Here is a 20,893-nt window from a genome sequence, read left to right as displayed (position 1 = left end):
CATCGCACACGTGTACGACGATTCGGCTCAGGAAGCCCTGCTTCCGTACGCGGGCCCGAAGATGACCAGCAGGGTCAGGTCCTCGGTGATGTCGGTGAAGGTGTGCCGCTCACCGGCCGGCACGAAGACGACGGATCCGGTCTGCACCTCCGCGGTGCCGCTGTCGGCCCTCAGGACCGCGCGGCCGCCGGCGACCACGTAGACCTCGTCTTCGGTGTGCGGGCTCTGGTCGTCGGTGCCGCCCGCGGGGATGCAATAGGTGCCGACGCTGAGATCCGGCGTACGCAACCTTTCGACCCAGTCGCTGGGGCCATCGCCGGCGGGCGCGGCGAAGCGGCAAGCATCCTTGATGATCTGCATGACCCATCCTGGCATTCACCGCACGCGGCGGGATCGTTCGGCCTGCCCGATCCGATGTTCCGGATCGGGCAGGCCTGATGCGTCAGGAGAGGGCGCTGGTGGCGGACCATGGTCCGCCGTTGCCGAACCAGTACCTCACCGTGCCGTCAGCAGCGCCGACGGCGCCGGGGCTGGGGCGTAGCGCTTGAGTGAGCGTATGGAGGCGTACCGCGACCGCGCCAGCAGGAGCTGGCTCTGGTCGTCAGCTCACGAAAATTTCCACGTGGACTGGCCGGCGAGGTGGTGCCGACGTGGCGACGTCTGGCTCCGTACTCGCGAACGAAAGCGCTACAGCTAACTGTTGGCTCCGGTTCGCCGCTTACGCCAGCGTGCCGCGATCCGTTCGACGATCGGGGTCTCGCGCACCGTCGTCAGCTCGATCAGCTCGGGCCTCGGTGCCGTCAGTGAGCGTGGTGCCGCGAACTGCGCCACCTCACCGGCGACACGCTGCGCAAGCTCGTCTGCGGCGGGTCGGCCGTCGGCGCTGCCCCACCACTCGGCCCACGGGTTTTCCTCCCAGTAAGCGATCACCGGGCTGGGGCGTCCCAGCGTCGCACGGGCGAGCCAGGCGAACGGTGTCACGACAAGGCAGACCAGCCAGGACAGCAGGTACCAGATCAGGAACGGCGACATGATCAAAAGCAGGACCATCGCGTACACGCCGACGATCAGGCCGATGATGTTGTCGTCGGGCCAGCCCTCGGGCCACCACTCCACAATCCAGCGCGGTAGCCGCGGGCGCCACGCCAGGCGTCGGCGGAACACCCGCCACTGACGGCCGTCTGCCGCTTGCACCTTCATGTCACTCACCCGGCCTTGAGGGCATCGAAGTCACCGTCCATCTGATGGCGCAGCATGACCACGGTCGCCGAGATCATCTCGAACCCTTCGATGAACATCTGGACTTGTTCCACCGCCAGCTTCACGCCGTCAACGATCAGGTCGTAGAGCGACGACACGACACCATAGAGCGCCGCGGCCAGCTTCGCCCAGTTGGTGGCCACCATGATCTTCCCGAGACCTTTCTTGATCTGGGACAGGAAGTACGTCAGCGTGTACAGCAGGCCCTTGACGGTGTGCTCGTATTGCGCGGCCATCGACTCACACATCTGCTGCAAGGTGTCGGCCGTCTGCGCGAGCGCCTCGAACGCTTTCATCCAGCGGGAGCGCAGGTGGTAGTCGAACGCCCGGGAGGCCCCGAGCGTGCCGGAACCGCTCACCGGCCCACCCGCCCGGCGACCTCGTCGTAGGCCTCCTCCGCGGTCATCCCCCGTCGCACGAGCCGACCCGCAGCCTGCAGTTGCCCCAGACGCCGGTCCATCCACATCGACACGGCGCGTTCGCCCTCATCTTCGACCGATCCGGACACCACGGTCTGCCAGTCAAGTTCGCCGGAGTCGAACCTGGCGACAACCTCGCGGAACTGCTCGGGAGCGTCACCGGGGACAGCCGCCGGATCCAACGGCTCCTCGAACACCGCGGTGTCAGCGTCCGCAAGTCGGTCCTCGGCATGCAGCCGCCACCGCTCGAGGGCACGTTCCGACTCGTAGACACGCTCATTCACGCGCCGTCGGATCTCCGCCAGCTCCCGCTCCCAGTCGTGCATGCCGGCAGTGTTACCAGCGGCACGCATGTCACAGCGACCTTGTCAGCTGGTAGACCCGTTCTTTGAGTCGAATGTCACGCCCCTCGGCCGCCGGGATCTTGACGTGTCGTCGGTTATCAGGACTTGGTGCTTGAGCTGGTCTTGAGCCTGCTCAGAACCTAGGCATAAGCCCGATTCGTACCGTTATTTTCGTGCGGATTGCCGTGCCCTGACGTGGTGTGTGCCGCGCCTTGGTCGGCGAGTTTCTCGCCGCACTGTGTCTGCCGAGAATCGGAGCGGTTTGTGACAGGTAAGAGACGCCTTGCCCGAGTGTTCGCTGCCGGCGCGTGCGCGCTGGCGACGGCGGCCCCGTTGCTCGCACCTACACCGGCGTCGGCCGCGGACACGAGTCGCAAGCGGGATCTGGTGCTGCTGCTGGACGGCTCCGGTTCGATCGACTCGTCCGACTGGGCGCTGCAGTTGGAGGGCTACTCGGCCGCGCTGCAGGACCCGGTGAACTTCCCGTTGAACGGGACGCGGTCGGTGGGTGTCGTGCAGTGGTCATACTCCGGTTGGAGCGAGCCGGCGACCCGGACCGAGGTGCCCCTGACGCAGCTGAACTCCGCGGCGGATCTGGCCGAGGTCGTGGCGAAGGTCAAGGCGATCGCGCAGATCGGCTACAGCACCAACCCCGGCGACGCCCTGCGCGTGGGTACGAACGAGCTGCTGACGGCCGGGCGGGGCGACGCCGACTGGAACCTGTGCATGTCGACCGACGGCTCGCACAACTCGGGCGAGTACATGGGCTCGGCCTGGCAGTACGCCAAGGAGAAGGGTGTCGACCGCTACAGCGTCGTGGCCATCGAGGACGGCGGCTTCCGCTCCGCCGACGCGGTGCGCGCGTACGGTCCGTACGTCTTCGGTGGCGGAACGGTCACCACGGCCCGCACCACGGCCGAGTTCACCTCTCTGCTGTCGGGCTGCGTCGCGGATTCGGTGCAGCTTGACGCCCTCGAAGTGACCCAGTCCGTGCAGGACCTGGACAACTCGGTGCCGCTGGTGTCCGCCAAGCCCACGGTGGTGCGCGCTTACCTGAGCACGCCGGGTGAGCCGGTGCGGACCTCCGGCCGGCTGCGTGGCTTCGCCGGCGGACGGGAGTTGCCCGGCAGCCCGTTGACCGCGGTCAACGCCGCCTCGGGTGTCCTGGTCGACGGCAACCTGGCCAACGATCGCGACGCGCTGGACCGGACTTTGAACTTCTCCGTGCCGGCGGCCTGGACGGCCAAGGGTCAGACGGAATTCGCGCTGGAGCTTCCCGGCGGGGTGTCCTGCCCGGGTGCGGTCAGCGGTCCCACCATGTTGTGTTCCAAGGTGCTGACCTTCGGCGCCTCCCCCTTCGCGCCCGAGGTGCAGTTCAACGCGGTCAGCTGGATGGAGGACGGCAAGCGGATCGCACCCTCCTACGAGGACCTGGAGGAGCAGTCCGAGCGCACCTGGAGCCAGTTGCCGACGGCAGGCTGGCGCGGCAAGTTCGCGACGCTGTACATGGACAAGCGCCCCACGATCGACGAGGTCAACGAGGCACTGGTCGCCAAGCGGTATATCTCCCGCAACTACGGCGACAAGCGCTGGTACGGCGTCCTGCGCGGCAACGCCGACGGAAACACCCAAGGAAGGGCGGTGGGGGCGGTCGCCTCCGGCTGGGATTCTTACACCGTCGGTCCGACAACCGGGGGCCACGGACGCAACCGCGTCGTGCACGAGCTCGGGCACACCTACGGGCTGCACCACTCGGTGAACGCGGCCGACAATGGCTACAAAGAGTTCCTGGGGGTCTGGGACTACGCGAAGAACGGCTGGTGTGGCGAGGAAGCCGACGACGACGCCCCCGAGTATCCGGACAAGACGACCTTCGGTACCAGGACCGTGGCGGCACTGGGCCCGATGGGTGACCGGCGGCGCGAGATCTGGGGCATGGATCACCGGTTCCTGAAAACCAACGAGGCAGCGGCGCTCTCCTCGCCCCAGACCACCACCTCGCTCATGTCGTACTGCGTGGGAAACAGCACGCAGGGACGGTGGATCGGCAAGCGCGACTACCTGCAGCTGTTCTCCGGCGACCGGGACCCGATCGAAGGCTTCGACGCCGCGCCACGCCCGGTCGGCACGGGCTTGACGCTGCGGGGCATCATCGCCGCCGACGGCGCGAGCGCGCAGCTCAAGCCGGCCCTGGCGGTCGACCTGGCCCCCACCCCCAGCGACCCGGACGGCACCCACGAACTGCTGCTGCAGGACGCCGCAGGCACCGTGCTGCACAGCGTGCGGTTTATGCCCGCGCACCAGGACGGCGACGCGGGGCCGGACGGCGCCGAGGCCGGCCCGCAGCCGTCGCTGTTCAACGTCGTCGTCCCCGCCGACCTGGCCGGAGTGGCTCGGGTGCAGCTGCGCGCCGACGGTCGCACTTTGGCCACCGCGACGGCCACGACGGCCGCGCCGACGGTCTCGGTCGGCGTCCCGAACTCGGGCAGCACCGAGCAGCTCACCATCTCGTGGTCGTCGCGCGACGCCGACTCGCCGTCGCTGGCAAACACCGTGCTGTACAGCGCGGACGGCGGTACCAGCTGGGAGGTCGTCGCGGTCGACATCACCGGCTCGTCGGTGTCGGTGCCGCGGTGGGCGCTGCCCGGCAGTACCACCGCCAAGCTCAAGGTGATCGCCAGCGACGGAGTCCGCAGCACCGCCGCGGCCTCCGCGACGTTCTCGCTGCCCGACCTGGCACCCACGGTCGAGGTCCTCGCCCCCGGCACGGGGGACCTGTTCACCGCCGCGCAGGCCATCCCGTTCGCCGCCCAGGCCAACGACGTCGAGGACGGCCGTCTCGACGGCACCTCGGTGCGGTGGTCGTCGGACCGCGACGGTCTGCTCGGCACCGGCGCGCAGCTGCCCTGGCGCGCCGACCAGCTCAGCGAGGGTGACCACGTCATCACCGTCACCGTCCGCGACTCGGTGGGTCAGACCAGCACTGCTACGGTCCGGATCACCGTGCAGCGGGTGGCGGCGCCGCCGAAGCCGGTCGACCTGGCGCCCACGGTGGACCTGGTCACCCCCGGTGCGGGGCAGTCGTTCGCCGGAGCGCAGGTGATTCCGTTCGCCGCCCAGGCGAACGACGCCGAGGACGGTCTCCTCGACGGCGACGCGGTGCAGTGGTCCTCCGACCGCGACGGTGTGCTCGGCACCGGCGCCCAACTGCCGCTGCGCGCCGACCAGCTCACCCTGGGCGAGCACGTCATCACCGTCACCGCCCGCGACTCCGCGGGCCAGACCAGCACGGCCACGGTCCAGATCACGGTGGTCTCCGCGTACACCTTCGGCGGTTTCGAATCGCCGGTGGTGACTCCGGGACCCACCGTGGTCAAGGCCGGTAGCACCATCCCGCTCAAGTGGTCGATCTCCGGTCCGGGCGTGACCGCCGGCACCGTCAAGTCGGCAAGGTTCCTGAACGACGGCGCAAGCTACAAGATGGTCAAGTCCGGCCCGCACTGGCACCTCAACGTGCAGACTCCCAAGACATGGGCGGCAACCACCCAGGTCTTCCGGATCACCCTGGTCGACGGGTCCACGTACGAAGCGGAGTTCACCCTGAAATGAGCCGGCCTCAGTTCCGGACAGCCGTAGTGGTGCGAGCAGCGGCGACGCTGCTGCTGCTCGCACCGCTGGCCGCATGCACCGACCCGCCAGCCGACGGCCTGACCGGCACCGCCGTCTTCCTGGACGACACCGGGCGCGGCGATTCGCCGATCGACAAGGGCTGGATCATCGCCGTACCAGCCGCGGCCGTCGACAAGCTCTGGAGCGACACCGGCAACGACCCGATCGGTCAGCAAGACCTGTCATACCTGGACGCGCGGATCAACCGTGACCAGGTGACCCAGGCCGGCGGGGTGATCGCCGCCCTCGACGATGACGGCGAATTCGTCCTGCCGGCCAAGGAGGGCCAGTACCTGCTCTGCCGTCTCGAATCGGCTGATATCGGGGGCGGCGAGGTGATTCAGGGATGTCGGCTCTTGGCCCTGCCCGCGTCCGGCGAGTTGCGCATCACCTCCGCAGACGGGGGGTTCTACGCGAAGATGAAGGACTAGCGGTCCGGCCACCGACGCACGCGGCCGGGTGCTGACACAGGTCCGGACACCCAACGTGCTGCGGCCCGCTGGCTGGCCCGCCGCGCGTTCGAGATCGCCGGACTCCACCGGGCCCGGCCCGCGTTGGATGCCCTCGACCAGGGCCTGCCGCTGCCGGAGCCGTTCACCGACATGGAGTCGGTCTTTCCGCTGCAGGCGCTCGTCGAAACCTTCAGCCACGCCGAAGCAACCTTTCACGACCGTCGCGGTGAATTGCTCGCCGGCCTGCGGAAGCGCTTCCTTCCCGCCGGGTGCGCTCAGTTGGGTTCGTGTGCCATGAGGCTCCCTAGGGTCGTACCACCGGGGCCATTGACCAGTCAAGGTTGGTCGGCAGTGCCGCGAGTCGGTCTCGCCGGAAGTTCACTAGCGTTCAATACGGATAACTGCGCGGGGGCACACAGGTCCCCGCGCAGTTTTCATGTCAGCCCTGATCGAAGGGTGTCATGATCGACACGTCGCGCAGGTGCGCGAGGTCGGCCGTTGGCGTCAGATCCACCGTGTCGGCGCCGTCTGCTTTGTCTTCGGAGGCCCGCCCGATAGTGACGGCTCCGATGGAGCGGTCTTGCTGGGATGGGTCCGGCACGACGACCCTGTTCGTCTGGTAGACGTACATCTTTTCTCCGGGCGGGATGTGTTCCATGACCAGCTTGGTGCCGGCGCCTCGCACAGATCCCGGCACATCGCTGATGTTGGTGTATGCCTGGCTGGTGAACCTTGGACTGGTGACCAGGTCGATGGTGGCCTCACCGCCGGTCTGGTCGACCGCCGTCACCCGGCCGACCACACCGGCCGCGACGACGGCGAGCTGACCCGGCTGGACGGATCGATCCGCCGGCAACGCCACGACGATCTGCTGGTCCGTGCGACCGATAACCGCGCCGCGTACCGCGCGAGCGTCGCCATCAGCGCCGCCGTCGGCAGGGAGGGTGAACACCTTCCTCGGCTTGGAAAGAATCTTGGTCGATTTGCTGAAGCCGGTGACGGTGACCGTCGAGGCGGTCGTGGCGAGATTGAACATCTGCACGACGAAACGTCCGGTCTCTGAGCCGGGGTCCTGGATCAGCTCCTGGTCGATGGTGGTACTCGACATCCGGAGGGTGGTGACTCCAGGCGCGGCGATGGCGATGGCGGACGTACCCCAACCGTCATTGCTGGCCGCGCCGGCAGGCCCGGTCAACCGGGGACTGACCAGACTGATCACCTGGGTGCTGACCGGGTCGGGCGCCGGTCGATCGGTCCGCAGTCTCAAGGCGTCGCCAGCACTGGTATCGCTGGTGAAGAACGCCAGCCGTGCCGCGCCCTTCTTGTCGTACCCCTGAAGGACGACCACGGAATGCAGGCGCCGATCACGCGTCGCAACAAGAGGCCGGACAGCAGTGTGCGGGCCTGCCGACTTGGCACGGTCCCAGACGTCGGTGGCCTCACGCACCAGGTTGGTGTCGACGTCGCCGACGGCCGACCAGCCCAAGAACGGACCGTCCGGGGGCGTCGCCGTCAGGTGCGGCGTCGACCCCACCCCGACCAGGCGGAACATTGTCACCGCCACCGCTACACACATCGCGGCCGCCACGGTGCGGGCGAACCGCCGCCGGGCGCGAAGACGGCGGGCCCGTTTCCACACCCCGACCTCGAAGCCCTCGACAGGCTTCACCGACTCGGCCATCTCCACCAGGCCGGCACGCAACTCCGTAGGACTACGCATAGCGCACCTCGCTTTCACCCGCAGCGTCAGCCTCGGCCCGGATACGCAGACTCCGCAGACCCCTCGACGTCAGGCTCTTGACCGTGCCCACCGAGCAGCCCAGCGCTTCTGCCGTGGCCTGCTCCGACAGGTCCTCGTAGAAACGCAGCACCACCGCGGCACGCTGCCGTGCCGGCAATGCGTCCAATGCCCGACGCAGCCAGTCCCGCTGCTCCACGGCCCCGTACTCGTCGCGCGCCCGGCCTTCCACCAATCGGCCCAGGGGCTGCTCCCACCAGGAACGACGCCGCGTCGAACTCACGAACGTGTTGACCAGAACCCGCTGAACGTAGTGATCGATACCTTCCGAGCGCTGCAGCCGAGACCAGGCCATGACGGTCTTGGCCAGCGTCGTCTGGACCAGGTCCTCGGCCTTGCCCCGGTCACCGCACAGCAGATAAGCGGTCTGCAGAAGCCGTCCATGACTCGCCCGGACGAAGGCCGTGACCTCCTCATCCTCGCGACCGCGCATCAGCCCCCGCACCCTCGCCACCCGCGCCCTGAATCTCACGAGTACTCCATACGCCCTGAAGCTCCGCAAAGGTTGCCGCAACCGAAGAACGTCATGCCGATCAATTCCCCGCGTGCTCAGCCATCTAGGTGCAGGCACTGCCTCGACGTCCTCGAGTACGGAGTTGGCGGCGACGAACGACGCACGCACTGAACGCCTTCGCTGTCACGTTCGATCGCCGCTCGCGTGGGACCACATCTCCCTCGACAAGGATTTTCACGTTTCCGCTAACAGATGCGCTGGGTACAGAGGGGCCGGCGGGAGATGCCCGCCGGCGAAACGGAGCAAAGTCATGCTGGTTCTCGGGCTCATCCTCTTGCTGTTGGGCATCTTCCTGAAGGTGTCGATCCTCTACACGATCGGCATCGTTCTCCTGGTAGTCGGTGCGGTGCTCTGGATCCTCGGCGCGGTCGGCCGCCCGGTCGGTGGTCGAAAAGTCTGGTTCTAGATCACCTTCCGCAACGGTGAAAAGGGCGCCCACCTCGAGTGGGCGCCCTTTCGCATGCCCAAAGGACGCCCGGTACCGGCCCTCTATGCGAGGTGGCCCCTGCGCGCATCCGACACGTGGCTGGCGGTCAGGTCTGCGGGGGCGTTGTCAGGGCCTCGGTGCGGCTGGCTGCCCAGCTGGCAAGGAGTCGGTCCTGGGTCGCCTTGTGGTGGCTCATCGCCCTGCGTGGCCTGATGCCACGGGTCCGGGCGGCGGTCAGGTCGTGTGTCGAGCCCGGCAGCGCGGCCGAGGCCCAGACGAGACGTCCCGCAGCGTCCGCGATGACCTGGACGTTCATACCGTGGCGGCGATGTTTTCCGGGAGCCTCACCCGACCCCGCGCTCTACCCCGATACGCGCCCTCAGCTGCCCAAAGCCAGTTGGAAAACGCTCAATGGACCGTTTTTGAGACCGGCGCAGACTCGGTAGAGCTTGAGGTCGCAGTCTCGCGAGCGGCCGGTCGTTCAGCGGGGCAGAATGCGCATTACTGCCTCGCGTTCGCCGCTGAGCCGCAGGCCTTGCTTTACTGCGGCGCTCAGATCGAGGTCGCCGAGCAGGGTGGCGGCCAGCAGGTGCGGCGGTCCGGTCAGTGACGCGGTGGGGTGGTCGACCCGGCCGGCGTGTGTGTGCACCGAGCCGTCCTTGACTTCGATAACCAGGTCTTCGTTGCCGTCGGCGTGCAGCTGCAGGGCGATTGCCGGCTGGTCGGGGCGGTGGTCGGTCAGTGCCCGGGCGGGCATGTCCAGCCAGTGGGTGCGGAAGGTGTCGCTGCCGGCCGGCTCACGCAACAGTGGAATTCCCCATCGGCTCAGTTCCTGCAGCACCGGCTCGAGCGCGCGGCCACGCTCGGTGAGGGAGAACAGGGTGGTGGCCACCGGCGGCGGGGCGGCCTCGCGGTGGATCAGGCCGGCTTCCTCGAGTTCGCGGAGCCGGTCGACCAGCAGGTTGCTGGCGATCCCGGGCAGCCCATTGCGCAGGTCGGTGTGCCGGCAAGGACCCAGGGCGAGCAGTTCGCGGACGATCAGTAGGGACCACCGGTCGCCGATGGCGTCCAGTGCTTTCGCGATGCCGCAGTACTGCCCGTAGGTGCGCATGCCACCACCCTACATCGTGGTGTTGAGATTCAAAACTCTCTTGTTGACTTTCTCAACAACGTCGGTCTAGCGTCGCTGCCCATGACCCCCACCCTTTCCGTGCGTCGGCTGGCCTGGGCCGGCGTCGAGATCCGTCTCGGCGACACCCGCCTGCTGATCGACCCGCTCGAGAACGTCGCTCCGCTGGCGCCGGTGATGGGGCCGCCGCACCGGCCGGTCGACCCGGTCGACACCCCGCCCGGCACCCACGCCCTCATCACCCACCTGCACCCCGACCACTACGACCACGACCTGATCGCCCGGATCGCGGCCACCGGCACGATCGGCTGCCACACCCCCAGCGCGGCCGGGCTGCGCGAGGCGGGCATCACCCCCGTTGCCCAGGACCTGGGCCAGTCACGGCGCATCGGGAAGCTGACCGTCACCCCGGTGACCTCGCTGGACTGGCGCGGCAACGACTGTGACCAGGTCGCCTGGGTCGTCGAAGGCACCGGCCGGCGGATCATCCACTGCGGCGACACCCAGTGGCACGGCAGCTGGTGGCAGATCGCCCGCGACCACGGCCCGTTCGACGTCGCGTTCGTCCCGGTCAACGGCGTCATCGCCCACTTCGAGGGCTACGCGGCCAACGTCCCGGCGACCATGACCCCCGAGCAGGCCGTCGAGGCCGCCGTCGCACTCGGCGCCGGCACCGTCTGCGCCATGCACTACGGCCTGTTCCACAACCCGCCGTTCTACACCGAACAACCCGACATCGAGCAGCGCTTCCAGCACGCCGCCGACGAGCGCGGCATCACCGCGGCCATCATCGCCGACGGCCAGCCCGTCCTCTGACCATCAGAAACAAGGAGCAACACATGAAGATCGTCCTGTTCGGTGCCAGCGGCAACATCGGCCGGCCCACCACCGAGGAACTACTGCGTCGCGGCCACACCGTCACCGCGGTCACCCGAGCCGGCCACATCGACGGACTCAAGCACAAGGCCCTGACCGTGACCACCGGTGACGTCACAGACGCCGCCGCGGTCGCCGGCCTCGCCGCCTCCCACGACGCCGTACTGTCGGCCGTCGGCCCCCGGATCGGCCAGGAGAACGACCGCGCCACGATCGTCGGTGCCGCCCGAGCGCTGATCGACGGACTCCGCCGAGCCGGCGTCACCCGCCTGGTCACCATCGGCGGTGCCGGTAGCCTGCGCACGCCGACCGGCGCCCGGGTCATGGACGACCCGGACTTCCCCGCGCTGTGGAAGGCCAACGCCGAGGCCCAGTCCGAAGCGCTCGACCTCTACCGCGGCGTGCACGACCTCGACTGGACGTACGTGTCGCCCGCCGCGGTCATCGCAGCGGGCGAGCGGACCGGGGCCTACCGCAGCGCCGGGGACACCCTGCTCACCGACGACGACGGCAACAGCCGCATCTCGTACGCCGACTACGCGATCGCCTTGGCCGACACGATCGAGAGCGGCACCGCGATCCGCCGCCGCATCACCGTGGCGTACTGAGCCATGAGCAACGACGCCGCCGGCCGGCACACCCGATTCATCGTCCTGCTCGCAGCGCTCGTGGCCCTGGGACCACTGTCCATCGACGGCTACCTGCCCGGACTGCCGGACCTCGCCGGCGACCTGCGCGCCAGCGCCGCGGCCACCCAGCTCACCATCACCGCCTGCCTGGCCGGGCTGGCCATCGGGCAGCTGATCGCCGGGCCGCTGAGCGACACCTACGGCCGGCGGCGTCCGTTGCTGGCGGGCCTCGCCCTCTACACGATCGCCAGCGCGCTCTGCGCGGTGGCGCCCGACGTCCGGACACTCATCGGCCTACGCCTGGTCCAGGGCATCGGCGGGGCGTTCGGCATCGTCATCGCCAACGCCATGGTCCGCGACCGCACCTCCGGAACCCGCACCGCACGTCTCTTCTCCGCACTGACCTTGATCACCGGCCTGGCGCCGGTGTTCGCGCCGGTCCTCGGCGGCCAGCTACTGCGCGTCACGGCCTGGCCTGGAATCTTCGTGGCCCTGGCCGTACTCGGCGCCGTGATGCTAGTGGCCTCCGCCGCAGGACTGCCGGAGACCCGGCCCTCCGCGTCACGCCAGCCGCTGCTGGCCGTCGTCGGGCAGCTGCTCAGCGACCGGGTCTTCACCGGATACGTCCTGGCCAACGGCCTGGTCTTCGCGGCCATGTTCGCCTACATCTCCGGCTCGCCGTTCGTCCTGCAAGAAATCCACGGCCTGTCACCGCAGCAGTACAGCGCCGTGTTCGCCGTCAACGCCGCCGGACTCATCGCGGCCGCCCAGATCAGCGGCCGGCTGGTGGCCCGGGCCGGCGCCCGCGTGCTGCTGCTCGCCGGTCTGCTGGGCGCGACAGCCGGTGGCACCACGGTTCTGGGCGCGGTGCTGACACGGGCACCCCTGCCCGTGCTCCTGATCGGCCTGTTCGTCCTGGTCTCCAGCGTGGGCCTGGTCATGCCGAACGCCGCGGCCCAGGCCCTGGCCGACCACGGCGGACACGCCGGGTCGGCCGCCGCTCTGCTCGGCTTCAGCCAGTTCATGATCGGCGGGGCACTTGCTCCGCTGGCCGGCGCGGGTGGCGCCACCGACGCCTTGCCGATGGGGATCATCGTCGCCGTGCTGCCGGCACTCGCTCTGCTGACACTCGGCGTCCTCACCCGGTCGATGCCCGGTGAGCGCACTCGCGGGCCGGCTCGCCAAGGACCTGCCGGGCACCGGCGACCGCGCCGGCACATCGATCGCAGACGAGCCGGCATCCAGTGAGCCGTTTCATCCTTCGTAACGCGGTGACTCGACGTGGTGCAGGACGAGGATGGCCTGCACGATTGCGGTGGCTCGGCGCGGGCAGCAGCGCAGCTTGACCAGGGCAGGGCAGCGGCGCTGATGGCGGCTTGCGGTCCGCAGCAGGACAACGATTGCCGACCCGGCCTCCCGACGCACCTGTGCCGACCCGTCCTCCCTGACGCTGGCACCGCAACGGTTTCGCTGTCGCGGTCAGATGCGGGCGGCGAGGCGGGCTGCGGGGGATCGTCGCGCGGGCTTGTCGCCCCGGGCGTGCCCCGATGCGGGATCATGGGGCTGGTGGATGCGACGTGGGCCCAGCTGCTGTTGGGATTGCTGACGGTGGCCAGCGTGTTCCTCGCGGCGGCGGCGGGCATCGCGGTGCTGGCATGGACACCGCTGGACAAACCGCCGGTGAAGGCTCCCCGGTTCGGTGGCCGTGCCGTCGGCATGCGGCTGCGGGCGTGGCTGCGGCGCCGGGTGGTGGCGACCCGAGACCGGCTTCAGGCCGTGCGTCTGCCGGCTCCAGTCGCCCGCTGGGTGGCGCTGGTGGTGCGTCACCCAGCCCGGCTGGTGGTGGTCGGCTTCGCCGCCGCCGTCATCCTGGGCACCGGCCTGCTGCTGCTGCCGATGGCGACCGAGAGCGGGCGCAGCGCGGACCTGGTGACCGCCCTGTTCACGGCGACATCGGCGGTCTGTGTGACCGGGTTGGTGATCGAGGACACCGGGAGTTTCTGGTCGGGGTTCGGCGAGGTGGTGATCCTCGGGCTGATCCAGATCGGCGGCTTCGGCATCATGACCCTGGCGTCCCTGCTCGGATTGCTGATGGCTCGCAGGTTGCGCCTACGGCTACAACTCGGCACCCAGACCGAGACGAAGAGCATGGGCGTCGGTGACGTGCGTCGGGTAGTGCTCGGCGTGCTGCGGATCAGCGTGCTGGTGGAAGCCGTGGTGGCGCTGATCCTGGCATGGCGGTTCGCCGATGGATACGGCGAGCCATGGGCCCGGGCTGCCTATCTGGGCCTGTTCCATGCGGTGTCGGCGTTCAACAACGCGGGCTTCGGCTTGTACCCCGACAGCCTGATGCGGTTCGTCGGCGACCCGCTGATCTGCCTTCCGATCATGGCAGCGATCGTCGTCGGAGGGCTCGGCTTTCCGGTGTTGTTCGAGCTGCGTCGCGCGTTACGGACCCCGCGCAAGTGGTCGCTGCACACCAAGATCACTGTCGCTATGAGTGTGATCCTGCTGGGCGGTGGCTGGCTGCTTATCACGGCGGCGGAGTGGACCAACGGCGGCACGCTGGGCCGGCTGAGCTTCGGTGAGAAGCTGCTCGCCGGTGCGACCGCCGCGGTGATGCCGCGTACGGCCGGGTTCAACAGCGTCGACCTGGCGCAGATGCGCGACGTTACCCTGCTCATCAACGACGTGCTGATGTTCATCGGCGGTGGCAGCGGTGGCACCGCCGGAGGGATCAAGGTCACCACGTTCGCCTTGCTCGGGTTCGTCATCCTGGCTGAGATTCGCGGTGAGCCGAGCGTGCACGCGCTGGGTCGGCGCTTGCCGTCGGGGATCCAGCGCCAGGCGTTGACCATCGCCCTGCTCAGCGTCGGCCTGGTCACGACCGCCACGCTGGCCCTGCTGGCCTTGACACCGTTCACCCTGAACCAGGTGCTATTCGAGGTCACCTCCGCGTTCGCCACCGTGGGCATGACCACCGGGATCACGGCCCACGTCGGCACGGCCGGGCATGTCATCCTCATCGCGTTGATGTTCATCGGCCGGCTCGGACCGATCACCGCTGCCGCCGCACTGGCGCTACGCCAGCGCACCCGCCGCTACGAACTACCCGAGGAGCGAACCATCGTTGGCTAGAAAACCAGCGCCCGACGACCGCATCGCCGTACTCGGCCTGGGCCGTTTCGGCGGTTCTTTGGCCCTGGAACTGATCCGCCTGGGCTGGGAAGTCGTCGGCATCGACGCCGACGCGCGCAATGTCCAGACCTACGCCGACCAGCTCACCCACGCGGCGGTCGCCGACACTACCGACGAGGCCGCGCTGCGCCAGCTCGGGGTGCATGAGCTGGCCAACGTCGTGGTCGGCTTCGGCACCGACATCCAGGCGAGCATCATGACCACGTCGGTGCTGATCGACCTCGGCGTGCCGCACATCCTGGCCAAGGCGGTCAGCCGGCAACACGCCACCATCCTGCGCCGGGTCGGCGCGCACCATGTGGTGCTTCCCGAGCATGAGATGGGTGAGCGCGTCGCTCATCTGGTCACCGGCCAGATCCTGGACTTCATCCAGTTTGACGACGACTACGTGCTCGCCAAGACTGCCGCGCCGGCCAGCGTGTTCGACAAGACCCTCGCGGACGCCGCGCTGCGCGACACCTACGGCGTCACCGTCGTGTCGATCAAACGTCCCAGAGAGCCGTTCACCTACGCCACCGCCGACACAACCGTCTACGCCGGCGACATGCTGATCGTCGCGGGCACCTCCGCCCGCGTGCAGGCATTCGCCCAAACGACCTGAGCAGCGCGGACAACCTCGGACACGGACCGCTGCCTTCGACGATGCCTTACGGGGCGCGAAGTCACCGCGCTCGCCGGCAAGCTCGACAAGCTGGTCAACAGCGTTGGTGTCGCCACTGTTGGCCCGCTCCCGCAGCTTCGCCACGTCGTCATCGGCCATGCTTGCGTCGTTTCCCAGGCGGTAGAACCGCCGGTTGCCCAGGACCGCCCCGTCGGGCCGGTAAGGCGCAAACCGACGGTAGCGCAGCGACCAGATTGCCAGCGGCGTACTGCCCTCAACGAGTGCGGCGCGGCCGTTTCCAGGCCACCTGTTGCACCAGCAGGGTCAGGACACCGGCGAGGATGATCGCTGCCATATTGATGAGCAGCTGCACCGCCGAGCCGTACGCCTCGTCGCGGACTCCGTAGGCCACGGCGACCGCGGCGTTCGCAGCGGCAGGCACGGTCGTTACCGAGATCAGCACGCCGACGAGCGTCCCGGCCTTGGCGGAAGTGAGCGACAGGATGCCGGCCACACCGCCGAGGAAGCCGATCACCCAGGACAGGGCGTCAGGCCGCCAAATGAAGTCGGTCAGGGGCCGGTCCGCCAGCAGCATCGACTTGTCCACCAGGCCTGCGGCGGTGAGCGCCCAGACCGCCCCCACAGTGATGATCATGCCGACCGGGAAACCGACCGCGAGCGCCAGCGCCGAGCGGCGCACCAGGGCATACTTGCGCTGCACGAGGCCGACACACAGCGCGGCGAGCGGTCCGAATTCGGGGCCGACGACCATCGAGCCGACGATGAGGATGGGTTGGTCCAGCAGGACACCGACCGCGGCGATGACCGTGGCGACGCTCATGAAGGTGAGGAACGAGGCCGACAGGGCGGCCTCCTCACCGGTCTGGTGTTCGATCTCGTCCCAGACGACCGCGTCCACGCCCAGTCCGGGGGTGCGCCGGGCAGCACGGTCGGCCGCGGCGGACAGTGCGGTGTCGACCCGGTCGATGACGATCGCGCCGTCGCGGTCGATGCCCAGCTCGCGCAGAACGTCGAGGATGTGGCTGGCGCCTTCGCGTACGACGTCGAACTCCACGACGTCGCCCGACGGGGCCTTCGCCGCGGCGGGGAGCACGATCAGGTGCGTGACGGCATCGTCGTCGGCCAGTAACCGCTGCACCTGCCCACTCACCGACGGCGGCGCGATGACTCGAACGTGCAGCATGCGCGCCCCTCACAAGATCTTGATGACTGCGGAAGTCTATGGCCGCCCACGGCGGGCCTCGTCATGGCACGGTGGCCGTTGTTCCCTCGTCTGGGCTGCTTGGCGGCAGGGTCTCGGTCATCCTCGAAGGGTCGAGGTCCCGAATGATCGCCGTTGGACGAGCAGTCGTAGCGTGAGCGAGGCGGTAGGCGCCGTCGTGGCCGGTATGGAGAAGTGAGCTGATGGACAGCACCGAGGTAGCACCTTCCGGCGAGCAGCCCGCAGAACCGGCATATGCGATTCCGGCGGCCGTCGACACCTCCGCTGGCCAGGACCACCATGACCGGGCGCTGCCGCGGTGGTTGCTCAAGCATCAGGTGCAGCCGGTCGGCCCGGCCGCCGGGGAGGCACACGCCGAGCAGCACGCCTGGTGGAAGGTGATGTGCCTGACCGGGGTGGACTACTTCTCCAGCCTCGCCTACGTCCCGGCGATCGCCGCCGCGGCGGCCGGAGCGGTGTCCCCGCTGGCCACATTGCTGATCGTGCTGCTAACCCTGGGCGGGATGCTGCCCATGTACCGGCGCGTCGCGAAGGAGAGCCCCCACGGCGCCGGCTCGGTGGCGATGCTCGAACGGCTGCTGCCGTTCTGGCGCGGCAAGATCTTCGTGCTCGTCCTGCTCGGCTTCGTGGCCACCTCGTGGATCATCACGATCACCCTGTCAGCTGCGGACGCGAGCCTGCACGTGCTGGAGAACCCGCACGCCCCGCAGTTCCTGCACGGCCACGCCGTCGCGCTCACCGTCATCCTGCTGCTGTTGCTCGGCGGGGTGTTCCTGCTGGGCTTCAGCGAAGCCGTCAGCGTGGCGATCCCGCTCGTCGCGGTGTTTCTCGGCCTCAACGCCGTCATCATCGCCGCCGGGCTGGCGGAGGTCGTCACCACTCCCGGTACGTGGTCGGCCTGGACGACCGCGCTGACCTCTGGAGGCGGGGGCGCGAGCGACTTCGTCGTACCGGCGCTGGTGGCCTTCCCGCTGTTGGTGCTGGGCCTGTCCGGATTCGAGACCGGGGTGGCGATGATGCCGCTGATCGCGGCCGACGGCGCCGACGAGCAGCAGCGGCTGCACTCGCGGATCCGCAACGCCCGCAAGCTGCTCACCGGCGCCGCCGTGATCATGAGCGTGTACCTGCTGGCCAGCAGTCTGGTCACCACTCTGCTCATCCCCGCCGCCGAGTTCGGCGAGGGCGGCGCCGCCAAGGGCCGGGCCCTGGCCTGGCTGGCCCACGAGCAGCTCGGCGAGGCGTTCGGCACCGTCTACGACATCAGCACCGTGCTGATCCTCTGGTTCGCCGGCGCGTCGGCCATGGCCGGGCTGGTCAACATCGTGCCCCGCTACCTGCCGGCGTACGGGATGGCCCCGACATGGGGACGCGCCGTGCGGCCGGTCGTGCTTGTCTACACCGCGATCAGCATCGTCCTGACGATCGCGTTCGGCGCCGACGTCGACGCGCAGGCCGGCGCCTACGCCACCGGCATCCTCGCCATGATGGTCTCCGGCGCGTTCGCCGTCACCGTCTCTGCCGTACGCCGCCGCCAGCGTAGGTCCGCTGCCGGTTTCGGGCTGCTCACCGCCGTACTGAGCTACGCCTTGTTCGAGAACGTCATCGACAAGCCCGACGGCATCGCGATCTCCGCCCTGTTCGTCGCCGGCATCATCGTCGTCTCGCTGATCTCCCGGGTGTCGCGCACCACCGAGCTGCGCACCGACTGCATCGAGTTCGACGACGGCGCCCGCCAGTTCATCACCGACACCCTCGACTTCGACGGGCGCATCAACCTCCTCGCCAAACGCCGCCAGTCCGGGACCGCCGCCGAGTACGCCGACAAGGAACGCGAACAGCGCGGCGACAACCCCGTACCCGGCACCGCCGATGTGATCTTCCTGGAGATCGACGTGGTGGACCCGTCGGACTTCAGCGACACCCTCACCGTGCACGGTGTCGACGTCGACGGCCACCGGGTCCTGCGCGCCGAGGCACCCGCCGGACCCAACGCCATCGCGGCGATCCTGCTCGCCCTGCGGGACACCACCGGTGTACGCCCGCACTGCTATTTCGCCTGGGCGGAGGGCAGCCCGCTGGTGCACATGGTGCGCTACTTCCTGCTCGGCCGCGGTGACACCGCCCCGGTCGTCCGGGAGATCATCCGCAAGTACGAGCCCGACCCCGAGCGCCGTCCCGGCATCCACGTCGGCGCCTGATAGCGCCAGCACTGCCGGGTGGTTTTGTTCGTGAGTTCCGGCACCATCGAGATCTCACCAATCGCGATGTTCGTGAGTTTGAACCCTTGGGGTCGGGAGACTCGTGTCGCCGGCCAGCGGGCCACTCACGCAGGGTGCCAGGTACGCGAGGGGAGACGTGCGTTGTCGGAGGCAGACTAATGCGAAAAGGGATCGCGTCGCGGTGTGACGGGTAGCCGGTGGCTGATGAACGTACAGACCTCCTGCGCGACTGGCGGGTCTGCGTTGGCCAGAACGGCCACGACGTACCCGGAGATGGGAAAGATGGCCAGATCGGCGCTTACGCCCGGCGCCCCGCCGGAATGGCCGATGGAACGGACTCCGTACACCACACGGTCGACGAACCCGTACGCGACACATTTGCCATCCCAACCGGCATTCAGCTTCGCGGTGGTCACCAAGGCAGTGTGCTCGGCATCGAGCAGGCGGTGACCGGTCAGCGCGGTGGCGAACCGCCACAGGTCCTCGACCGTGGTGTAGCCGCCACCGGACGGACGTCCCCGGTACGGCAGGATGTCGGTGTTCCGGCCGTCCTGCCCACCTTCACCCGTGTAGCCGACGGCCAGATCAGGCACCGACCCCTCCGGCTGCGCACCGGTGCGGGTCATTCCCGCCGGTGTGAAGACGTGTTCGTCGACGTAGTCGTAGTAGCTCTGCCCGCTGACCTGTTCGATCACGGCACCGAGCAGGATGTACCCGTAGTTGCTGTAGTCGAACCCGGTACCTGGTTCGAACCGCGGCTCCCGGTGGCCGAACAGGGCGATGTAGTCCGCGACGGTGCGGATCTGGTCGCGGCGTGACATGTACTCCGGTTCGAAGATGTCTCCGGTGCCGCCGGTGTGGGTCAGCAGGTGATGGATGGTGACCTTGGTGGCGACGTCGGAATTGGGATAGTCGGCCAGATAGGCGCCGACCGGTGCCGCCGGATCCACCCGGCCGGCTTGGATCAGCTGGCCCACGGCCACCCCCGTGAACATCTTGCTCAACGATGCGTTGCGGAAGCGCGTGGACAGCTGGTTCGGGATCCCCTGCTCGCGGTCGGCCAGACCGTACGCCTCGGCGAAGACCTGCTCCTGCCCCCGGCAGACGAGTACGGCACCGGCGAACCTTCCCGCAGCCGACTCATACTCCGCTATCGCCCTGAAACTCGGTAGCCAGTCGGGTGAACCAGGTGCAGCACTCTCATGACGATCGGAACCGCCAGGAGCGTCCATCTCCCACCTCCTTCGTCCTCACAGGCCAGTCACGGCAGGCCCGGCAGGTTCGGCCGGGACGGATCGTCGACTCCGGCCGCAAGTTGGATAGGTGTGCAGGCCCACAAGGTAATACAGCCCGCCACGAGTCTCTATCGTTATTTACCCGCCCTCATCTCGGCTTGAAGCGTGCGCGTCGCCGCTTGGTCCAACTTCGCGATCGGCGTCTACGCAGAGTGAGGTAGCTACCCTGTGTGGATCAGGGACATGTCGTCGGGGATGTGCAGTGCCACGCCACGTCTTTCGGGGCCGAGGTCGTCGAGGGCACGGGGGGCGACGTCCTAGACGCCGACGTCGATGAGGGTGACGCCGAGCGCGCCGGCCTGCAGGCGGCTCATGTCGAGCAGGTTGGCCACGAGCCGGTCCAGGCGATCCAGGGATTCGTCGGCGGTGGCGAGCAGTTCATTGCGACGCGGGCGTCAACGTCCGCTGCTGACCAGGCGCTTCCGGGATAGCTCACCGTCGGCCACCCGCCGGTGTGCATCGAGGCGCAGCAAGCCCGGCCGCGCCACGTGAAGCGAGTCGGCTGCGTTCTGAGGCAGGCGAGGACGTTGCGGCTCTCCGCTGACGCGGAACGCTTCAGTCGTCAGCGTTTCCCATCCGGCTCATTCGCTGAGATCGACCGTCTCCGCAGGACGATCGCCTTCAGGCGCAAGACGATGCGAGGTCGGGCCGCGACGACGCGACAGGTCATCGGGCCACCCCGCGCAGCCCCACTCGTCCTCGAGGGCCCCGGCCTGGGTCGTCGGCCGAGGGTGTCAGCGTGTTCCCGCGGCGGCCGCTGCCGGTGGGTGGAATTGCAGCAGGTCGGGGCTTTGCGGGCGGGCGAAGTAGTAGCCCTGTA

19 protein-coding genes and 2 pseudogenes are annotated in these 20,893 nt (G+C 68.6%); 10 read left to right on the top strand and 11 right to left on the bottom strand.

Going from position 1 to position 20,893, the window contains the following annotated elements:
* Window positions 1-27: 27 nt before the first annotated feature.
* From AB0M36_RS35660 to AB0M36_RS35645, 4 genes are all read right to left on the bottom strand, one after another.
* A complete protein-coding gene (locus AB0M36_RS35660) occupies window positions 28-360 on the bottom strand; it encodes a cupin domain-containing protein (protein WP_364166812.1) in 333 nt (110 codons plus the stop codon).
* A gap of 333 nt (window positions 361-693) precedes the next feature.
* Entirely contained in the window at window positions 694-1,200 is a 507-nt protein-coding gene (locus AB0M36_RS35655; protein ID WP_364166810.1) for a hypothetical protein, read from the bottom strand.
* A gap of 5 nt (window positions 1,201-1,205) precedes the next feature.
* The gene (locus AB0M36_RS35650) at window positions 1,206-1,619 is read right to left on the bottom strand and encodes a hypothetical protein (protein WP_364166808.1); all 414 of its coding nucleotides are present in this window, start codon (window positions 1,617-1,619) and stop codon (window positions 1,206-1,208) included.
* Window positions 1,616-2,005, bottom strand: a complete 390-nt coding sequence (locus AB0M36_RS35645) for a hypothetical protein (RefSeq protein ID WP_364166806.1) — start codon at window positions 2,003-2,005, stop codon at window positions 1,616-1,618. Before AB0M36_RS35645 ends, AB0M36_RS35650 begins: the two co-directional genes overlap by 4 nt.
* A gap of 309 nt (window positions 2,006-2,314) precedes the next feature.
* Between AB0M36_RS35645 and AB0M36_RS35640 the strand changes: the two genes are divergently transcribed.
* Window positions 2,315-5,632 (top strand): DUF1194 domain-containing protein, encoded by a 3,318-nt coding sequence (locus AB0M36_RS35640; RefSeq protein WP_364166804.1) that lies wholly within the window; start codon window positions 2,315-2,317, stop codon window positions 5,630-5,632.
* Window positions 5,629-6,123: a hypothetical protein gene (locus AB0M36_RS35635; RefSeq protein ID WP_364166802.1), complete on the top strand. Its 495-nt coding sequence runs from the start codon at window positions 5,629-5,631 to the stop codon at window positions 6,121-6,123. Before AB0M36_RS35640 ends, AB0M36_RS35635 begins: the two co-directional genes overlap by 4 nt.
* Before the next feature lie 460 nt (window positions 6,124-6,583).
* On the opposite strand, the gene AB0M36_RS35630 is transcribed toward AB0M36_RS35635, so the two are convergent.
* Complete coding sequence (locus tag AB0M36_RS35630; protein WP_364166800.1) at window positions 6,584-7,591, bottom strand: rod shape-determining protein MreC; 1,008 nt, start codon at window positions 7,589-7,591, stop codon at window positions 6,584-6,586.
* A gap of 265 nt (window positions 7,592-7,856) precedes the next feature.
* Window positions 7,857-8,375, bottom strand: coding sequence for a SigE family RNA polymerase sigma factor (locus AB0M36_RS35625; RefSeq protein WP_364166798.1), 519 nt, complete (start codon window positions 8,373-8,375; stop codon window positions 7,857-7,859).
* A 331-nt stretch (window positions 8,376-8,706) separates the two neighbouring features.
* Here AB0M36_RS35625 and AB0M36_RS35620 point away from each other — a divergent pair, with 331 nt between their 5' ends.
* Window positions 8,707-8,862, top strand: coding sequence for a hypothetical protein (locus AB0M36_RS35620; protein WP_364166796.1), 156 nt, complete (start codon window positions 8,707-8,709; stop codon window positions 8,860-8,862).
* A 127-nt stretch (window positions 8,863-8,989) separates the two neighbouring features.
* Here the strand turns inward: AB0M36_RS35620 and AB0M36_RS35615 are convergent.
* Together AB0M36_RS35615 and AB0M36_RS35610 are read right to left on the bottom strand one after the other, a co-directional pair.
* Window positions 8,990-9,220, bottom strand: a pseudogene (locus tag AB0M36_RS35615) (transposase family protein); the annotation flags it as partial.
* 144 nt (window positions 9,221-9,364) lie between these two features.
* A complete protein-coding gene (locus AB0M36_RS35610; RefSeq protein WP_364166794.1) occupies window positions 9,365-9,994 on the bottom strand; it encodes a winged helix-turn-helix transcriptional regulator in 630 nt (209 codons plus the stop codon).
* Between the two features lie 81 nt (window positions 9,995-10,075).
* Between AB0M36_RS35610 and AB0M36_RS35605 the strand changes: the two genes are divergently transcribed.
* From AB0M36_RS35605 to AB0M36_RS35595, 3 genes are read left to right on the top strand one after another with little or no spacing between them, the layout of a single operon-like run.
* Window positions 10,076-10,828 (top strand): MBL fold metallo-hydrolase, encoded by a 753-nt coding sequence (locus tag AB0M36_RS35605; RefSeq protein ID WP_364166792.1) that lies wholly within the window; start codon window positions 10,076-10,078, stop codon window positions 10,826-10,828.
* Window positions 10,829-10,851: 23 nt separating this feature from the next.
* On the top strand, window positions 10,852-11,496 hold the full coding sequence (locus tag AB0M36_RS35600) for an NAD(P)H-binding protein (protein ID WP_364166790.1): 645 nt from the start codon (window positions 10,852-10,854) through the stop codon (window positions 11,494-11,496).
* Between the two features lie 3 nt (window positions 11,497-11,499).
* Window positions 11,500-12,765: a multidrug effflux MFS transporter gene (locus AB0M36_RS35595; RefSeq protein WP_364166788.1), complete on the top strand. Its 1,266-nt coding sequence runs from the start codon at window positions 11,500-11,502 to the stop codon at window positions 12,763-12,765.
* Window positions 12,766-12,771: 6 nt separating this feature from the next.
* Here AB0M36_RS35595 and AB0M36_RS35590 read toward each other — a convergent pair.
* Window positions 12,772-12,867 (bottom strand): annotated as a pseudogene (locus AB0M36_RS35590) (IS5/IS1182 family transposase); the annotation flags it as partial.
* Window positions 12,868-13,083: 216 nt separating this feature from the next.
* On the opposite strand from AB0M36_RS35590, the gene AB0M36_RS35585 reads away from it, so the two are divergent.
* Window positions 13,084-14,655: a potassium transporter TrkG gene (locus tag AB0M36_RS35585; protein ID WP_364166786.1), complete on the top strand. Its 1,572-nt coding sequence runs from the start codon at window positions 13,084-13,086 to the stop codon at window positions 14,653-14,655.
* Window positions 14,648-15,316, top strand: a complete 669-nt coding sequence (locus AB0M36_RS35580; RefSeq protein ID WP_364166784.1) for a TrkA family potassium uptake protein — start codon at window positions 14,648-14,650, stop codon at window positions 15,314-15,316. Before AB0M36_RS35585 ends, AB0M36_RS35580 begins: the two co-directional genes overlap by 8 nt.
* A gap of 274 nt (window positions 15,317-15,590) precedes the next feature.
* Here AB0M36_RS35580 and AB0M36_RS35575 read toward each other — a convergent pair whose 3' ends face one another.
* On the bottom strand, window positions 15,591-16,520 hold the full coding sequence (locus AB0M36_RS35575; protein ID WP_364166782.1) for a DUF389 domain-containing protein: 930 nt from the start codon (window positions 16,518-16,520) through the stop codon (window positions 15,591-15,593).
* 221 nt (window positions 16,521-16,741) lie between these two features.
* Between AB0M36_RS35575 and AB0M36_RS35570 the strand changes: the two genes are divergently transcribed.
* Window positions 16,742-18,757 (top strand): amino acid transporter, encoded by a 2,016-nt coding sequence (locus AB0M36_RS35570; protein ID WP_364166780.1) that lies wholly within the window; start codon window positions 16,742-16,744, stop codon window positions 18,755-18,757.
* 176 nt (window positions 18,758-18,933) lie between these two features.
* On the opposite strand, the gene AB0M36_RS35565 is transcribed toward AB0M36_RS35570, so the two are convergent.
* Window positions 18,934-20,010, bottom strand: coding sequence for a serine hydrolase domain-containing protein (locus AB0M36_RS35565; protein WP_364166778.1), 1,077 nt, complete (start codon window positions 20,008-20,010; stop codon window positions 18,934-18,936).
* Window positions 20,011-20,243: 233 nt separating this feature from the next.
* Between AB0M36_RS35565 and AB0M36_RS35560 the strand changes: the two genes are divergently transcribed.
* Window positions 20,244-20,504, top strand: coding sequence for a hypothetical protein (locus AB0M36_RS35560; protein WP_364166776.1), 261 nt, complete (start codon window positions 20,244-20,246; stop codon window positions 20,502-20,504).
* The last annotated feature ends 389 nt before the right edge of the window (window positions 20,505-20,893 follow it).

This window comes from Actinoplanes sp. NPDC051346, from assembly GCF_040682215.1.
Classification (GTDB): domain Bacteria; phylum Actinomycetota; class Actinomycetes; order Mycobacteriales; family Micromonosporaceae; genus Actinoplanes.
This window is presented reverse-complemented; position numbering and strand designations above follow the sequence as displayed.

Excerpts from the sequence above, each read along its gene's own strand:
- AB0M36_RS35595 (WP_364166788.1), top strand. The coding sequence starts at position 11,500 with ATGAGCAACGACGCCGCCGGCCGGCACACCCGATTCATCGTCCTGCTC.
- AB0M36_RS35660 (WP_364166812.1), bottom strand. The coding sequence starts at position 360 with ATGCAGATCATCAAGGATGCTTGCCGCTTCGCCGCGCCCGCCGGCGAT.
- AB0M36_RS35655 (WP_364166810.1), bottom strand. The coding sequence starts at position 1,200 with ATGAAGGTGCAAGCGGCAGACGGCCGTCAGTGGCGGGTGTTCCGCCGA.
- AB0M36_RS35570 (WP_364166780.1), top strand. The coding sequence starts at position 16,742 with ATGGACAGCACCGAGGTAGCACCTTCCGGCGAGCAGCCCGCAGAACCG.
- AB0M36_RS35600 (WP_364166790.1), top strand. The coding sequence starts at position 10,852 with ATGAAGATCGTCCTGTTCGGTGCCAGCGGCAACATCGGCCGGCCCACC.
- AB0M36_RS35625 (WP_364166798.1), bottom strand. The coding sequence starts at position 8,375 with ATGCGCGGTCGCGAGGATGAGGAGGTCACGGCCTTCGTCCGGGCGAGT.
- AB0M36_RS35575 (WP_364166782.1), bottom strand. The coding sequence starts at position 16,520 with ATGCTGCACGTTCGAGTCATCGCGCCGCCGTCGGTGAGTGGGCAGGTG.
- AB0M36_RS35645 (WP_364166806.1), bottom strand. The coding sequence starts at position 2,005 with ATGCACGACTGGGAGCGGGAGCTGGCGGAGATCCGACGGCGCGTGAAT.
- AB0M36_RS35620 (WP_364166796.1), top strand. The coding sequence starts at position 8,707 with ATGCTGGTTCTCGGGCTCATCCTCTTGCTGTTGGGCATCTTCCTGAAG.
- AB0M36_RS35610 (WP_364166794.1), bottom strand. The coding sequence starts at position 9,994 with ATGCGCACCTACGGGCAGTACTGCGGCATCGCGAAAGCACTGGACGCC.
- AB0M36_RS35635 (WP_364166802.1), top strand. The coding sequence starts at position 5,629 with ATGAGCCGGCCTCAGTTCCGGACAGCCGTAGTGGTGCGAGCAGCGGCG.
- AB0M36_RS35565 (WP_364166778.1), bottom strand. The coding sequence starts at position 20,010 with ATGGACGCTCCTGGCGGTTCCGATCGTCATGAGAGTGCTGCACCTGGT.
- AB0M36_RS35605 (WP_364166792.1), top strand. The coding sequence starts at position 10,076 with ATGACCCCCACCCTTTCCGTGCGTCGGCTGGCCTGGGCCGGCGTCGAG.